The sequence below is a fragment of the Streptomyces sp. NPDC052396 genome, from assembly GCF_044593195.1.
In the GTDB taxonomy this organism is placed as follows: domain Bacteria; phylum Actinomycetota; class Actinomycetes; order Streptomycetales; family Streptomycetaceae; genus Streptomyces.
Genome location: NZ_JBIUAW010000007.1, coordinates 423,995 through 438,889, shown reverse-complemented (window position 1 = coordinate 438,889; position 14,895 = coordinate 423,995). Strand labels below are relative to the sequence as shown.

The 14,895-nt window shown below is 71.6% G+C and carries 16 protein-coding genes; 11 read left to right on the top strand and 5 right to left on the bottom strand.

Going from position 1 to position 14,895, the window contains the following annotated elements; all coding sequences use genetic code 11:
- Window positions 1-360: 360 nt before the first annotated feature.
- The 5 genes from ACIHFE_RS21110 (at window position 361) to ACIHFE_RS21090 (ending at window position 5,842) form a co-directional block, all read left to right on the top strand.
- Window positions 361-2,406 (top strand): RICIN domain-containing protein, encoded by a 2,046-nt coding sequence (locus ACIHFE_RS21110; protein ID WP_400108715.1) that lies wholly within the window; start codon window positions 361-363, stop codon window positions 2,404-2,406.
- A 62-nt stretch (window positions 2,407-2,468) separates the two neighbouring features.
- Entirely contained in the window at window positions 2,469-3,032 is a 564-nt protein-coding gene (locus tag ACIHFE_RS21105) for a hypothetical protein (RefSeq protein WP_400108714.1), read from the top strand.
- Window positions 3,033-3,108: 76 nt separating this feature from the next.
- Window positions 3,109-3,948 carry a papain-like cysteine protease family protein gene (locus tag ACIHFE_RS21100; protein ID WP_400108713.1) on the top strand — a complete coding sequence of 280 codons (840 nt, stop codon included), beginning with the start codon at window positions 3,109-3,111 and terminating at the stop codon, window positions 3,946-3,948.
- Window positions 3,949-3,960: 12 nt separating this feature from the next.
- Complete coding sequence (locus ACIHFE_RS21095; RefSeq protein ID WP_400108712.1) at window positions 3,961-4,845, top strand: hypothetical protein; 885 nt, start codon at window positions 3,961-3,963, stop codon at window positions 4,843-4,845.
- A gap of 295 nt (window positions 4,846-5,140) precedes the next feature.
- Window positions 5,141-5,842 carry an RraA family protein gene (locus ACIHFE_RS21090; protein WP_400108711.1) on the top strand — a complete coding sequence of 234 codons (702 nt, stop codon included), beginning with the start codon at window positions 5,141-5,143 and terminating at the stop codon, window positions 5,840-5,842.
- 174 nt (window positions 5,843-6,016) lie between these two features.
- Here the strand turns inward: ACIHFE_RS21090 and ACIHFE_RS21085 are convergent, their stop codons facing one another.
- Window positions 6,017-6,229 carry a hypothetical protein gene (locus ACIHFE_RS21085; protein ID WP_400108710.1) on the bottom strand — a complete coding sequence of 71 codons (213 nt, stop codon included), beginning with the start codon at window positions 6,227-6,229 and terminating at the stop codon, window positions 6,017-6,019.
- Window positions 6,230-6,395: 166 nt separating this feature from the next.
- Window positions 6,396-7,436, bottom strand: a complete 1,041-nt coding sequence (locus ACIHFE_RS21080) for an AI-2E family transporter (protein ID WP_400108709.1) — start codon at window positions 7,434-7,436, stop codon at window positions 6,396-6,398.
- Between the two features lie 202 nt (window positions 7,437-7,638).
- On the opposite strand from ACIHFE_RS21080, the gene ACIHFE_RS21075 reads away from it, so the two are divergent.
- Both ACIHFE_RS21075 and ACIHFE_RS21070 read left to right on the top strand, forming a co-directional pair.
- Window positions 7,639-7,794: a DUF6131 family protein gene (locus ACIHFE_RS21075; RefSeq protein WP_400108708.1), complete on the top strand. Its 156-nt coding sequence runs from the start codon at window positions 7,639-7,641 to the stop codon at window positions 7,792-7,794.
- A 238-nt stretch (window positions 7,795-8,032) separates the two neighbouring features.
- A complete protein-coding gene (locus ACIHFE_RS21070; protein WP_400108707.1) occupies window positions 8,033-9,271 on the top strand; it encodes a serine hydrolase domain-containing protein in 1,239 nt (412 codons plus the stop codon).
- Here ACIHFE_RS21070 and ACIHFE_RS21065 read toward each other — a convergent pair.
- Window positions 9,268-9,501, bottom strand: a complete 234-nt coding sequence (locus ACIHFE_RS21065; RefSeq protein WP_400108706.1) for a hypothetical protein — start codon at window positions 9,499-9,501, stop codon at window positions 9,268-9,270. The genes ACIHFE_RS21070 and ACIHFE_RS21065 overlap by 4 nt on opposite strands.
- 100 nt (window positions 9,502-9,601) lie before the next feature.
- On the opposite strand from ACIHFE_RS21065, the gene ACIHFE_RS21060 reads away from it, so the two are divergent.
- Genes ACIHFE_RS21060 through ACIHFE_RS21050 form a run of 3 tightly spaced genes read left to right on the top strand, consistent with a single transcriptional unit; the run spans window position 9,602 to window position 11,719 of the window.
- A complete protein-coding gene (locus ACIHFE_RS21060; protein ID WP_400108705.1) occupies window positions 9,602-9,763 on the top strand; it encodes a hypothetical protein in 162 nt (53 codons plus the stop codon).
- Complete coding sequence (locus ACIHFE_RS21055; protein ID WP_400108704.1) at window positions 9,760-10,809, top strand: ABC transporter permease; 1,050 nt, start codon at window positions 9,760-9,762, stop codon at window positions 10,807-10,809. Before ACIHFE_RS21060 ends, ACIHFE_RS21055 begins: the two co-directional genes overlap by 4 nt.
- Window positions 10,810-10,849: 40 nt before the next feature.
- Window positions 10,850-11,719: a phosphotransferase family protein gene (locus tag ACIHFE_RS21050; RefSeq protein ID WP_400108703.1), complete on the top strand. Its 870-nt coding sequence runs from the start codon at window positions 10,850-10,852 to the stop codon at window positions 11,717-11,719.
- On the opposite strand, the gene ACIHFE_RS21045 is transcribed toward ACIHFE_RS21050, so the two are convergent.
- Window positions 11,712-12,317: a disulfide bond formation protein DsbA gene (locus ACIHFE_RS21045; RefSeq protein WP_400108702.1), complete on the bottom strand. Its 606-nt coding sequence runs from the start codon at window positions 12,315-12,317 to the stop codon at window positions 11,712-11,714. The genes ACIHFE_RS21050 and ACIHFE_RS21045 overlap by 8 nt on opposite strands.
- Before the next feature lie 126 nt (window positions 12,318-12,443).
- On the opposite strand from ACIHFE_RS21045, the gene ACIHFE_RS21040 reads away from it, so the two are divergent.
- Window positions 12,444-14,117 (top strand): bifunctional 3'-5' exonuclease/DNA polymerase, encoded by a 1,674-nt coding sequence (locus ACIHFE_RS21040; protein ID WP_400108701.1) that lies wholly within the window; start codon window positions 12,444-12,446, stop codon window positions 14,115-14,117.
- 43 nt (window positions 14,118-14,160) lie between these two features.
- Here ACIHFE_RS21040 and ACIHFE_RS21035 read toward each other — a convergent pair whose 3' ends face one another.
- Window positions 14,161-14,847: a transglycosylase SLT domain-containing protein gene (locus ACIHFE_RS21035; RefSeq protein ID WP_400108700.1), complete on the bottom strand. Its 687-nt coding sequence runs from the start codon at window positions 14,845-14,847 to the stop codon at window positions 14,161-14,163.
- Window positions 14,848-14,895: the final 48 nt, after the last annotated feature.

The following is a 14,895-nucleotide window of genomic DNA, read 5'->3' as shown; positions in this document are numbered from 1 at the left end:
TCTCTTATGGCGGTCCGCCACGGCGGACCGCCATAAGTCGTTCCGGGGACGGCTCAAGACATTACTTCTGGTAACTCACCACACAGTGATTACCCGTCCACCTAGTGCAATTTGAACCGGTCAGTCCAAAATAACGATCTTGTCAAGTCATGCTGTGCGAGCCCATGAAATTGGCTTAGACCTCCTATCGGACGGCGATTCAACTCCCCTTCTCCGCAAGCGAATTGACGCGGCTCACAAAAACACGGCGAACTTTGTTCAAGCTTTGTCTTTCATCGGGTGTGGAATATCCGATTTGACGCTCCCTCAGCTCTGGCACACTTCCGGCACTCAATCCCCCACAGCAAACGAGGTGTTGGTTTGTCCAGAGGCAGAAGAGCGGCTCAACGTCCCCGGAAAAGACGCGGGATAGTCGCGGCCGCCGTAGCGGTCACCGCGGGAGCGGTCATCGGCGGGGCCGCCTGGGGCGGGGTCTTCGGCGGCGAAGGCTCCGGCCATTCCCGGGTCACCGCGCAGGCGGTGGCCACGGCGCCGGCCGCCTTGCCCGAGCATGACGAGGCCCCCGAACCCGTGACCCGGATACCCGGCAACGACCGGGCCCATGGCATGGTCTACACCGGTCTGCGCCTGGCGCCCAAGGGCGACCACTGCGCGGGTGTGCTGGAGACCGAGGGCGGACGCTGCACCCACGGCCCGGACAAGCCGCCCCGGGGCGTGGACATCAAGAAGGACACCCCGCCTGCCGTCAAGGCCAAGGCCACGGCCGCCGATCCGAGCCGGCCGGAGACCGAGAAGCCCGCCACCGACCAGCCGTCCACCGGCACCGTGGCCGCGCTGGACGCCAAGCAGGCCGGCAAGCGCGGCAAGACCCCGCCCGCCCCGGCCTCCCCCAAGGGCGGCACCGGCAAGGCGGCGCCCAGCGAGCAGACGGTGCCCTGCGACGGCGACGGCTCCACCGGCAACCGGGTGCAGGTGCTCTATGTGCACGGCCCCGGCAACGACCGGTACGCCGAGTACCTGGCGTCCTTCCACAAGTGGGCCGCCGACGTGGACACCATCTACTACGCCAGCGCCCAGGAGACCGGCGGCGTCCGGCACGTCCGCTTTGTCACCGGCGCCGACTGCACGCCGTCGGTGCTCAATGTGGAGCTGCCCGACTCGGCGCTGGCCGAGTTCAGCGCCACCAACTCGGCGCTGGCGGCCAAGGGTTTCGACCGCCGCGACCGCAAGTACATGATCTTCGCCGATGCCAATGTCTACTGCGGCATCGGCACCTTCAACGGCGATGAGCGCCCGGGGCAGGACAACCAGAGCAACTTCGGCCCGTCCTACGGGCGGACCGACAACGGCTGCTGGAGCGGTTCCACCGCCGCCCATGAGCTGGGGCACAACCTGGGCGCCGTCAACAACAGCGCGCCCCACAGCAGCAAGGCCGCGCACTGCACCGACGAGTGGGACATCATGTGCTACTCCGACGCGCCCTACTACCCGCAGATGCAGATCGTCTGCCCGGACCGGGCGCACGACGACCGCCTGGACTGCAACCACGACGACTACTACAACACCAACCCGCAGCAGGGCAGTTACCTCGACACCCACTGGAACGTGGCCAACAACCAGTTCCTGATGACGGGCAACGGCACCAACCCCAACCCGACGCCGAACCCGACGCCCACCCCCACGCCGACCCCGTCCCCCACGCCCACCAAGGGCACCGACGGCGCCCCGGTGCCGGTGCTCGGCGAGCTGACCTCGGACTCTGCGGTGCTCAGCTGGCCGGCCGTGCCCTCCGCCGACTGGTACCGCCTGGTGCTCAACGGCAACCACCTGGGCTGGGTGCAGAGCAACTCGGTGCGCGTCTACAACCTGCAGCCGGACACCGACTACACCCTGGCGGTGGCGGTCCGCGACCGGTCCGGACATGACACCGACCCCGGCAAGGCGGTGTCCTTCCACACCCCGGCGGCCGGTGCGGCCACCAGGCCCGGCACCCGCTACCTGCTCACCAATGGCGAAGCCGGGGTGGCCGCCCAGATCTACGGCGACAAGACCGCCGACGGCACCGTGGCGGTCGGCTCCCAGCCCAACGGCTACGCCGGCCAGCAGTGGGTGTTCGACGACACCGGCAACGGCTATGTCCACATCCGCTCGGTCGTCACCAACAAGTGCCTGCAGCTCGGCGGGGACGCCGTCGAGGGCCAGTGGATCGCCCAGCAGCCCTGCTCCGGCAGCCTCGCCTCGCAGTGGCACCTGGCCAAGAGCGGCACCGGTGTACAGGTGACGGCCCGGGGCAGCTCCCTGGTCCTGGGCGTCAGCGACCGCCCGTACTACGGCGCCTTGCTGCTGGAGCTCCAGAAGCCGGACGGCCCCGGTCACCACACCTGGACCGTGCAGAAGACCGGCTGATCCCCTCACCGCAAGCGGGGGCCGCCGATGCGGCCCCCGTCCTACCCCGGAGCCAACCGCCCATGTCCAACCGCCGCTTCACCGCGACGGCCCTCGCCGCCACCGCCCTGCTCGCACTGGGACCGGCGACCACGGCCCACGCCCATGGCGACACCATCCGCCTCGGCCCCATCCAGGTCACCGCCGGCCACCCCACCACCCTCGCGGTCTGGGACAACGACGGCGACCCGGTGGACGAGAAGATCGCGGGCACCCTCAGCGCCACCTCGGCCGACGGCACCACCGCCGGCCCCTGGCGGCTGGTGCCGGTCCCGGGCGCCAAGCCCGGCACTCTCACCACCAAGGAGGCGCTGCCGGCGGGCCGTTGGACCATCACGGCGGAGACCGCCTTCCCCGCGCTGGGCCGGGTCCAGGGACAGGCCGAGGTGACCACCGCCTCCCTGTCCTCCCCCACCCCCGCCCCGGCGCGGACCGAACAGCCGTCGGCCTCCCGGGACACCGGCTCGGACTCCGGATCCGGATCGGATTCCGGCTCCACCACCACCGTGATCGCGATCAGCGCGGCGGCGGTGGCGGCCGGTCTCGCGGGCTTCTGGCTGCTGCGCCGGCGCGCCCGCAGGACCTGACCGGAACCCGGCCCCCACAGCACCACCCACTGGCTCCCGCACATCGGCCGGAGCCCCCAACCCCCCAAGGAATCCCATGCTCGGAATCCGCATGCTCCGCCGCGGAAAAGCGCTGGCCTCCGCGATGACCGCGGTGCTGGCCGGCGGACTGCTGCTCGGCTCGGGCACCGCCGCCCACGCCGCGTCCACCGGCACCGTCATCCCCGGACAGGGCAACTACCAGACCATCAACCAGCGTTCGCTGCCCTCCCTGTCGTCCAGTGTCACCGGCACCTCGCTGCCGGGCGACCGGATACCCATGATCTGCCGGACCACCGGCGACACGGTGGAGAACAACAACCGCTGGATCTGGTCCGGCGCCTACTACATCGCCGACACCTTCATCCAGGAGGACACCGGCTCGCTGCCCACTTGTGGCTCCACCCGGCCCACCAGCTGGTCCACCCTGGGCATCGGCATGCAGAAGCAGGTCCAGGACGAGTGGTGCTGGGACGCCTCCGGCCTGACCATCGCCAACTACTGGGGTCACACCAACTACAACCAGTACGACTTCTGCCGCCTGGCCGCCCAGAACAGCAACCTGGACTGCAACGACCAGCCGGCCACCCTGGACGACATGGCCAACGGCCTGGCCAACATGGGCTTCCGCAACAGCGGTTACGACCTCTACCGCAACGCCACCTTCAACGAGACCAGCCAGGAGATCGCCGGCGGACGGCCGTTCGCGGTGCGCATCGGCTGGACCAGCGGCGGCGGCCATATGAACGTGATCTACGGCTATGACAGCTCCAGCAACATGATCGCGGTCGGTGACCCCTGGCCCAGCACCCAGACCTACACCTGGTGGAACTACTCCACCTACTCCGGAAACAACTCCTTCCGGTGGACCCACTCGCGCCTCGGCATGCACGGCTAGGAGACGACCACCATGCAGCTCAAGCACCTTCGTCGCCGCACCGCCGCGGTGGCCATGGCCGCCCTCGCCGCCCTGTGCGCCGCCGCTCCGGCCCAGGCCGCCGACGGTCCCTACGCACCCGGCTCCCCGGACTACAACGCCGCCCAGCAGGTGCTGGGTTCGAGCCGGGTGCATGACACCGTGTCCCGGTTCCTGACCGCCGCCGAGCAGCGCCGCGCCCCGGCCGGCGCCGACGGCGGTACCGCCCTGGCCCCCGCCGGCGCGGCGCCCGCGCCCGCCAAGGCACCGGACTTCCGGCTGCGGGGGCCGGTCCCGCTCTTCGAGCTCTCCCCCGAGTTCGTCGCCGGCAAGGCCCGGCCCACCACCGGCCAGGCGCTGCGGCTGTCCTACCTGGCCTCCCGGGTCTCGGCCTCCGACGGCCACCAGGCCGCGGTTCTGCTCGCCCAGCAAGGGGGCGCGCACAACTGGCAGTTGGCCGGCATCCAGGACGGTGCCGGCGAGGTGGCCTTCGCCGAGCAGGGCACCGCCTCGGCCCATACCTTCATCGAGCCGCAGATCCACGCCTGGTACCGGCTCACCGCGAGCGGCTCCGTGGAGCCCCTCAACAAGGAGGCGGCCGACGGTCTGCACGGCAAGCGCCAGGTCTCCCTCGCCGCCTACCAGCAGCTGGTGAACAAGCGCTACGGGGACAAGCTGCCCGGCTCCCGCTATGACCGCAAGGGCTACACCGGCGGCTATGCGCTGACCGGGGACGACCGGCCCGCGCAGGCGGCCGGCACCACGGCCGCCCCGGCGTCCTGGCGGCCCGCCGCCTATGGCGCGGCCGCGCTGATGACCGCCGGCACGGCCGGAGCGCTGCTGCGCCGCCGGCGCCGGCCGGCGGCTCGCCAGGGCTAGGGCAACCCACCACCGCCGGCGCGCCGGTCGCGTCCTGGACAGCGGCCGGCGCGCCGGCGGTGTGCGGTTTTGCGTCCCATGCGGGCGCACATGCGGGCCGTCTTCACGGGCCCCGGAATTCGCTGTGCCGGCGCGGTCGTTGTACCCGGGCATGGAGGCGACGTCCCATCCGGCGGACTCAGCGCACCGGCCACCTCGCGGGCCGGGCCCTCCGCCGTGCCCCAACGGCCCGCGTGCCCGCGGAACGTTCCCCGTCATCCGAAGTCCCAGAACAGCCGGCCGCAGGAGACTTGCCATGGAAGCGAAGGAACTCGACCGCCGATTCGCGGAGTTGACGACCGCTCACCTTGCCGACGCGTGCCTCAGAGCGCGGCTTCCGGTGCGTTGTGTGCCGTTGCGCCCCGTGCTGCCCGGCGGCCGGCTGGCCGGCCGGGTGTGTCCCGCCCGCCATGCCGGCAGCGTCGATGTCTTCCTGGAGGCGTACCGGGAGGCCGCCCCCGGCGATGTGCTGGTGGTCGACAACGGAGGGCGGCTGGACGAGGCATGTGTGGGCGACCTCGCGGTCCTGGAGGCCCGGGCCGCCGGACTGGCCGGGGTGGTGATCTGGGGGCTGCACCGCGACACCGCGGAGGTACGGGCCATCGGGCTGCCGGTCTTCAGCCTGGGTGCCCTGCCCACCGGCCCGCAGCGGCTGGACGCCCGGCCGGCCGACGCCCTGGAATCCGCCCGGGCCGGCGAGTGGACGGTGAGCCGCGCCGATCTGGTGCTGGCCGACGAGGACGGGGTGCTCTTCGTCCCGGCCGACCGGGCCGGGGAGCTGTTCACCCTGGCCGAGGGCATCCGCGACACCGAGCGGCGGCAGGCGGAGCGGATCCGCTCCGGGGTCTCGCTGCGCGAGCAGCTCGGCTTCGAGGACTTCCTCGCCCGGCGCCGCCGGGACCCCGCGCTGACCTTCCGCGACTATCTGCGGGCCGTGGGCGGTGCCATCGAGGAGTAGCGGGCCATGGGCGTCCGGCCCGCCGAGCACGCGGTCCTCGTAGCAGGCCAGCACGAGCACTGCCCCCAGCAGCAGCGGAGGCATCAGGAGGGCGACCAGGACCATCGGGACTCCTTACCGGGAAGGGCCGTCCCCAGGGCGCGTTACCTTCCGCGGCCTCGGGAAACCCCTGGGTCAGCCGAGATCCTTGACCACATGCGCCGCCGCCGCGGCCTCCGCGCCGGCCGGGTCCAGCTCGCTCAGCGACAGCAGGTCGGTGTCATCGCTGAGGTAGCCCTCCCACTGCTCCGCCAGCCGCTCCTGCTGCTCGCGGGGCAGTTGCCGGACGGTCTCCCGGTGGGCCGGGGAAAGGGCGTGGAGAAAGCGCGAGACGGTGTCGGTCTGCATGGTCTTCCCTCGTGGTCCGCGCGACAGCGCGCCTGGTCATGGTGGGCTCTTCGATGGATCTGTCCGCATTTCTTCCAGCCGTCGGCCCGGCCGGACACCCCCGGGCCCGGCAGCGTCACCCGAACAGCCCGGCTCCGGCCGCGCCGGGGGCCGCGGGCACCCGCGCTCAGGCCGCGTCCGTGCGGGGAAAGACCGACTGGTCCAGCACAATCCCGATGGCCACGGCCACCGGGATGGCGATCAGGGCCCCGATGATGCCCAGCAGCGCCCCGCCGATCACCACGGCCACCACCGTCACAATGGGATGCACATCGACCGCGAAGCGCATGGCCTTGGGCATGATCAGGTAGTCCTCGGCCAGCCGGAAGAAGGTGTAGAACCCGGCCGTGCCCAGGGCGATGACAAAGGAGACGGACAGCGCCACCAGGCTGACCACCACGCCTCCGATGGTGGAGCCGACCACCGGCACCATGTCCATCAGGGCCACGAAGACGCCCAGTGCGGCCGGGTAGGGCACGTCCAGGGCCGCGCACCAGGCGAAGGTGGCCAGGCCCGCGATGGCCGAGGTGGCCACGTTCCCGAGCATGTAGCGACCGACCCGGACCAGGATCACCTCGGTCATCGCCACCGTGCCCGCCCGTCTGCTGCGGGGGACGAACCGGTAGGCGAACTCCTTGAGCTGCTCCATGCCCACCATGAAGTACACGGTCAGCACCACCACCAGGACGGTGCTGAACACGGCGTTGATCACCAGATGGCCGGCTCCCAGCAGCCCGCCCACCACGGCCGAGCCCGCGCTGGAGCCCAGCTGCTGGCGGGCCTTGGAGATCAGGTGGTAGCGGTCCTCCAGCCGGCCCAGGAACGAGTGGTGGTCGTGCAGTTGCTTGAGCCACTTGGGCACCGACTCGACCAGGGCGCCGACTTCACTGGTCACCGGCGGGATCACCAGGGCGAGAAAGCCGGCCAGCAGCCCCAGGAGCAGCACGACCACCACGGTCACCGCCCACCCCCGTCCCAGCCGGGACCGGGCCAGCCAGGCCACCACCGGCTCCAGGCTGATCGCCACAAAGAGCGCCAGCAACAGCAGGGTCAGCACACTGCCGATCCGCAGCACCGTCTGCACCCCCACATACGCCAGCGTCATCCCCAGCCCAAGGGTGAAGCCGGCGGCGAACCAGGATGTGGTGGGACGGACCCTCGACAGCATCTCGCCCTCTCCGACCGGCCTGCCACCAGCGACGACTCCCCCTGGACAGCTCTACCTACCCGGGCGGACGACCGGCGCACCGCCGGGTTGGCCAAGACCACCTGCTGGGGCGAGTGGGGCGCCCGTCGCCAGCTGTTGCGCCCGGGAGAGAGCAGGGAACATAGTGAGAGAGGAACAGCTATACGAAACCGGAGGATGTCCCATGATCGTCCTCGGAGTGATCCTCCTCATCATCGGATTCGTGGCCAACATCGCGATCCTCTGGACCATCGGAATCATCCTGCTCGTCATCGGAGCGATCCTCTGGCTGCTGGGCGCCGCCGGGCACGCGGTCGGTGGACGCCGGCATTACTGGTAGCCGCTGGCGGACGCTCTGCCGGCTCACCACGGGGCTGCACGCCAATGACCGCGGCCCCGTGGCCCGGCGCCCCAACAGCCTTGAGACCGAGTCCCGTTGAATCGCCGCCCTGACGCTCGTTCGGGAAAGCCACCCGGCGAGGCCATCGCGCCCTACCGGCCCGATACCATCTCGCCTGCCATGCGTGATCTTCACAGTGGGTCACGCCAAGTCACCGGCAGGCAGAGGAATTTAACTCATGGTGAGATTCGGGCTGGCCCGTACCACGGCGGCGGTCGCCGCCACCCTGGCCCTGGTGGCCACGGGTTCGGCACCGGCGTTGGCCACGGCGGCACCGGCCGCGGCGGACGACGCCGCGGTACGGACCGCGTTGCAGCAGGTCCTCGCCGCGGGAGCGCCGGGCGCGTCCGTGGTGGTCAGTGACCACCTCCATGACCACGGAAGGTCCAAGGAGGCCCGCCGGTCGCTGGCGGTGGGCCGGGCCGACCTCAACGGCACCCCGATGCACGCCGACTGGCGGTTCCGGGTGGGCAGCAACAGCAAGATGTTCGCCGCGGTCCTGGTGATGCGCCTGGCCGAGCAGGGCCGTATCGACCTGGACAAGCCGCTGCGCGACTACCTCCCGCAAGGCATGCTGCCCGCGGACTGGAACATCACCGGGCGTCAGGTGCTGGAGCACCGGGCAGGCGTCTACGACCACACCGATGACCTCTTGGAGCAGCCCGGGGAGGAGACCACCGCCGCCTTCGAGAAGCGCATCCGCAACAATGTGTACGACCCCAAGGACCTGGTGGCCCTGTCGGTGAAGCATGGCCTTCAGTACCCGGCGGGCACCAAGTACTCCTATTCCAACACCGACTTCGTGCTGCTGGGCCTGGCCGTGGAGCACCTCACCGGGCGCCCGTACGCCGAGGTGCTGCGCGAGCAGATCCTGGAGCCGCTCAAGCTGCGCCAGACCTCCTTTGTGGTGCCGGAGAAGAAGATTGCCGGGGCGCATGTCACCGGCTATCTCACCAATGACGACCGGACCAAGCCCTTGCTGGACTCCACCGAGCAGACGGCGTCCTGGATCTGGAGCGCGGGAGCGATCATCTCCTCCGCCGCCGACCTCGACCGCTTTCTCACCCATCTGCTGGCCGGCCGCTCCGGCGGCCTGGTCTCGGACGAGTCCCTGCGCCAGATGACCGCCGTGCTGCCCACTCCCACCGCGAAGGTCAGCTATGGCCTGGGCATCCGGGAGATCGCCCTGTCCTGCGGCAAGGTGCTGGGCCATGGCGGCATCGTCCAGGGGTACCAGACCCAGTCCTTCGCCACCCCGGACGGCAGGCGCACGGTGGTGGCCTTCGCCAACGCGTCCAACAACGGTGCGGTGACCCAGGCGTTGACCAATGTGCTGGAGCCGGCTTTCTGCGGCGCGGCGCCGAAGTCCCTGGCCAAGCGGAATGTGCCGATGGCTCGTGAGGACGCGCGCTTCTAGGCCGTGGCTGACGGCCCCTGGGCCGCGCCATTGCCCGGTGCGCCGTTGTCGAGTGCGGGCGGTTGGGCGGCTGTCGCGCCCACGCGGCGGAGCCACATGACACAGCCGCCCCGCGCCCCTCGGAGGGCATCCCTGACGCACTCGATCCGGTAGTCGCCGGTGGCGGGATCGACGGTCACCCCGTGGATCTCGCCGCCGAAGCCGGGGAAGGCACGGTCGAAGGATTCCAACCACCCTATGGAGCGGAATCGGCGCCCTGCGGTGCATAAACAACACCGGAAGGGGCACTCGGCCCGCGGTGCACCCGCACCTCTCATCCCGGGAGTCACCATGGCCGATACCACCCCCTCCCAGGCCGAAGGGGAGCGCGACGACGACGAGGAACAGCGGAAGCATCCGATGACGCCCCACACCACACCCTCGCAGGCGGAGGGCGAGCGGGACGACGAGGAGGAAGAGGGGAACGAGTCCCCCGGGGGGAAGTCCGCTTGACGAGTACGGACGGCCGAGGTCACCGGCCCGGGGCATGGTCCCGGTTCCGGAACTCGCCGTTCTTGCCCGCGACGGTGCTGGTGCTGATCGTGGCCGCGGCGGCCGGGCTGTTCGCCGGTTCGTACACCTACGCCATGGCCAACCCGACGCCGCACCGTATCCCCGTCGCCGTCACCGGAGTGCCCTCCTCCCAGGTCAAGCGGGAAGAGTTCGTCCGCGGGATAGAGCAGGACCTGCGCGCCTCGATACGGCTGCACCCCTATGGGAGCGATGACGCGGCCCGGAACGCGGTGGCGCAGCAGGAGGTGTACGCCATCCTGCGGCCGCGTCCGGACGGTGCCCAACTGGATGTGTCGGGGGCTTCCGGTGCCACGGTGGCGCAGTTGCTGACCGCGGCCGCGCCCAAGGTGGGCCAGGCGGTCGGGGTGCCGGTCACGGTGCGGGACATCAATCCCTTGCAGCGGGGCGATCCGCACGGTCTGGCGCTGTTCTACATCACGCTGGCCGCGGTGATCCTGGGCTTTATCGGCGCCGTCCAGCTCGGGGTGAACGCCCGTGGTCTCAACCCGGCCGAGCGCGTCGGCTTCACCGTGGCCTATTCGGTGGCGGGCGGCTTCGCCATCGCCGCGATCGTGGACTGGGGCCTGGGGGCGCTGCGGCTGCCGTTCCTGGAGTCCTGGGGGATTCTGGCGCTGACCATGTTCACCAGCGGCATGGTCTTCACCATGTTCAACACGCTTTTCGGGCGCTGGGCCATGCTGCCCACCTGGGGCCTGCTGGTGATCCTGGGCAACCCCTCCTCCGGCGGCGCGGTCTCCTGGGCTCTGCTGCCCTCCCCGCTGGGCACCATCGGCCGCTGGCTGCCCCCGGGCGCCTCGGTCAATGCCCAGCACACCGCCGTCTACTTCCGCGGCCACCAGCACTTCTTCCCCTTCGGGGTGCTGGTGGTGTGGGCGGCGGTGTCCACCACGGTCTTCTGGGTGTGGCGGCACCGGCACCCGGGCGGGCGGGAACCGGCCGCCGTACCCGGCGCCGAGGGAGGTTAAAGGAGTCGAGCGCACGGCCCGGCCCTGCCAGCATGGCCGGATGACACCGCCCGTACCCGTTCCGACGGAGCGCACCGTACGCGCCCTGGCCCGCCGTGCGCTGGGCGGGGACGGTGCCGGGGCCGTGCGGCCGGCCGGGGAGGGCGGGGAGCACTCCACCTGGTTCATCGGTGAGCGCCATGTGCTGCGGCTCGCCCTGGACGCGGACGCGTCCGGCCGGCAGCGGCGGGAGATCGCTCTGCGGGAGCGCCTCCGGCCCCGGGTGGGGGTGACGGTGCCGGTGAGTGTGGCGTCCGGGGAGTGGGCGGACGGGTGTGGCTACACGCTGGACACCCGGCTGTCCGGGGTCTCCGCCGAGCTGCGGCGGGTCTCCCGGCGCGGAGAGGAGGACCTCATGGGGATGCTGCGTGGCCTGCGGGAGCTGCCCATGGCCGCGATCGGGGCGCTCGGGGTGCCGGTGCGGGCGCCGCGGTCCATGGCCGGGCTGCGCCGGCGGGCCCGGGAGGCCGCGGTACGGCTCGCGGCCGACGGCGAGTTCGGCGGGGCGGCACTGCCCCGCCCGGTCGCCGCCTCGGGCACGGGCGTCCTGGTGCACCACGACCTCAAGGGCGAGCATCTGCTGGTGGCCGCCGGGGGCCGGGTCCATGGCGTGCTGGACTGGACGGACGCGGTGATCGGCGACCCGGCGGAGGACATCGCCGGGCTCACCATCGCGGTGGGTGCCGCGGCCGCCGTCCGGGTGGCCGCGGCCGCGGGATACGGGCCGGCGCTGTGCGCTCGGGGCCTGGCCCTGGCCCGCTGCGACACCCTGGTCCGGCTGGCCGGCCGGCTCTACGGCGGGGACGACAGTCCGCTGCCGCTGCTGCGGGCGCAGCGCGACCGGGCCTGGGCGGAGAGCGCGGTCAGCTGAAGTCCAGGCCGCCCGTGCGGGTGCGCTTGAGCTCGAAGAAGTGCGGATGACCGGCCAGCAGCCGTACCCCGTCGAAGATCTGCAGGGCTTCCTCGCCCCGGGGGATGGCGGTCAGTACGGGGCCGAAGAAGGCCACGCCGTCGACATGGATCGTGGGGGTGCCCACCTCCTCGCCGACCGGGTCCATGCCCTCGTGGTGGCTCTTGCGCAGGTCCTCGTCGTAGTCGGTGCGGTGGGCCGCCTCGGCCAGCGAGGTGGGCAGCCCGGCCTCGGCCAGGGCTTCGGCGAGCAGGGCGTCGCTGACTTCCCGGTCCTGGTTGTGCAGCCGGGTGCCCAGGGCGGTGTAGAGGTCGCGGAGCACATGTTCGCCGTGTTCCTGGGCGGCGGCGATGCAGACGCGCACCGGGCCCCAGCCCACGTCGAACAGCCGGCGGTAGCGCTCGGGGAGGTCCTCGCGGCCCTCGTTGAGCACGGACAGGCTCATCACACGGAAGCGCAGGTCGAGCTCGCGCTGGGCTTCCACCTCCAGGATCCAGCGGGAGGTGATCCAGGCGAACGGGCAGATGGGATCGAAGTAGAAATCAACTCGGTGGGTCACGCCGCCGAGGCTATGGCCGTCGGGTGCGGCCGGTGTGGGCCACTTCGCCACCAAGATCGTGGGCTACTCGGGCGGCGGGCCGGCTGTCCGGGCCGGTTGTCAGACCCTGCTGGCAGACTCCGGATCATGCGATGGGCAGTGACGGACGAGGGCGCCGGGGGCGAGGAGGGCGTCCTGCTCTGCCCGCTGGATGCCGAGGGGCGGCCCGCCGGGCCCGTGGAACGCGCGGCCGGCCTGGCCGAGGCGGTGCGCGGACGGCCGGAGGCGGCGCGCTGGGTGTGGCGGTCCACGGCGGGGCTGTACGGGCCGCTGCCCGCCGGGGTGCGGGTGGCGCGGTGCTGGGATGTGGAGGCGGCGGAGGCGCTGCTCATCGGGCATGAGGAGGGTCAGGCCGGCCAGCCGCGTTCGCTGGCGGCCGCCTGGGCGCGGCTGCATGGGCTGCCGGTGCCCGCCGATCCCCCGCCGGCCGCGCCCGGCACCCAGCCGTCCCTGTTCGAGCCCGGCCCGGCGCCGCTGCCGCCGGGCACCGATCCACTGCGGGCGCTGCTGGAGGTGTATGCGCACCAGCAGTCCCGGGTCGAGCGGGCGGAGCATCCGGAGCGGATGCGGCTACTGATCGCCGCGGAGTCGGCGGGCACCCTGGTGGCGGCCGAGATGAGCCGGGCGGGAGTGCCCTGGCGGGCCGATGTGCACCGGGCGCTGCTGACCGAGCTGCTGGGCGAGCGGTATCCGGGCGGCCAGGAGACCCGGCGGCTGGCCGAGCTGGCGGACGAGGTGTCGCGGGCCTTCGGCGAGCGGGTACGGCCCGATCTGCCCGCCGAGGTGGTGCGGGCCTTCGCCGGGCAGGGCATCGCGCTGTCCTCGACCCGGGCCTGGGAGCTGAAGGACGTCGACCATCCCGCGGTCCCCGCGCTGCTGGAGTACAAGCGGCTGTACCGCCTGCACACCGCGCACGGCTGGTCCTGGTTGCAGTCCTGGGTGCGTGAGGGGCGTTTCCGGCCGGTGTACCTGCCCGGTGGCGCGGTCTCCGGCCGGTGGACCACCAATGGCGGCGGGGCGCTGCAGATTCCCCGGGTGATCCGCCGGGCGGTGGTGGCCGATCCGGGCTGGCGGCTGGTGGTCGCGGACGCCGATCAGATCGAGCCCCGGGTGCTGGCCGCCATCTCCCGGGATCCCGGGCTGATGGAGGTGGCGGGCAGCGGCCGCGATCTGTACGCGGACCTGGCCGAGCGGGCCTTCTCCGGGGACCGGGACCGGGCCAAGCTGGCCATGCTGGGCGCGATCTACGGTCAGACCTCGGGCGACGGGCTCAAGCACCTTGCCGATCTGCGACGCCGCTTTCCCCGGGCGGTGGCCCTGGTGGACGAGGCGGCGCGGGCGGGCGAGGAGGGCCGGCTGGTGCGCACCTGGCTGGGCCGTACCTGCCCGCCGGTGTCCGCCGCGCTCGCCGGCGGGGACGAGGCGGGCCTGCCGCAGGAGGAGCCGGTCTACGGCAGTACGCCCGGAAGCCGGGCGCGGGGCCGGTTCACCCGCAATTTCGTGGTGCAGGGCAGTGCGGCGGACTGGGCGCTGATGGTGCTGGCCACGGTCCGGCAGGAGATCGCCGGTCTACGGGCGGAGCTGGTGTTCTTCCAGCACGACGAGCTGATGGTGCACTGCCCCGAGGAGGAGGTGCCGGCGGTGGTGGAGGCCGTGCGCACCGCCGGGGACCGGGCCGGCCTGCTGGCTTTCGGCCGGACGCCGGTGCGGTTTCCTTTCACCACGGCGGTGGTGGACTGCTATGCGGATGCCAAGGGTTGACCGGTGGGCCGCCTGGCGCGGCAGCGCCTGATCTGCGCCGCTGTCAGTAGGCGGAGTTGACGTTGTCCATGGAGCCATAGGTCTTGGCCGCATAGTTGCAGGACGCCACGATGTTGGCGACCGGGTCGTAGATGTCCCAGGACGTGCCGTCGACGTGGAACTCCTTGAAGGTCGGGTCGATGATCTGCAGCAGGCCCTTGGAGGGGATACCGGCCTGGGCGTTGACATCCCAGTTGTTGATGGCCTGCGGGTCACCGCTCGATTCGCGCATGATGTTGCGCTTGACGCCGTCGTAGGAGCCGGGGATGCCCTTGGCGTGCATGATGTCCAGCGCCTGGCTGATCCAGCCGTCCAGGTTGTCGGCGTAGGTCTTCGGCGCGGCCTGCACCGGCTTGCGGGCCGTGGAGCGGCTCGCGGTGGTGTTCTTGGCGGCGCGGTCCTTCTCGGCCTTGGCGGTGGCCTGGGCAGCGGCCGGCTTCTTGGCGGCCGCGTCGGTCTTGGCCCGGCTGGCGGCATCGGCGGCGTGCCGCGTCAGCGTGCTCCGGTCCACGGTGGCCGGCGCCTTGGCGTTCCACGCGACCGGCTTGACGCCGACCGGCTGCGTCTCGGCGGCCGCGGCGTTGCCGGTGGCGGTGAACGCCAGGGCGGCGGCACCGGTGGCGACCAGGGCGAGGGCGGAGACCTTGTGGAACGTGGTCAGGCGGGTATAGCCGGAGTGGTTGGAGCGCATAGGCGAGCTGAACCTCTTCCGATGGGGGACGTTCGGGGCGCGAAAGCG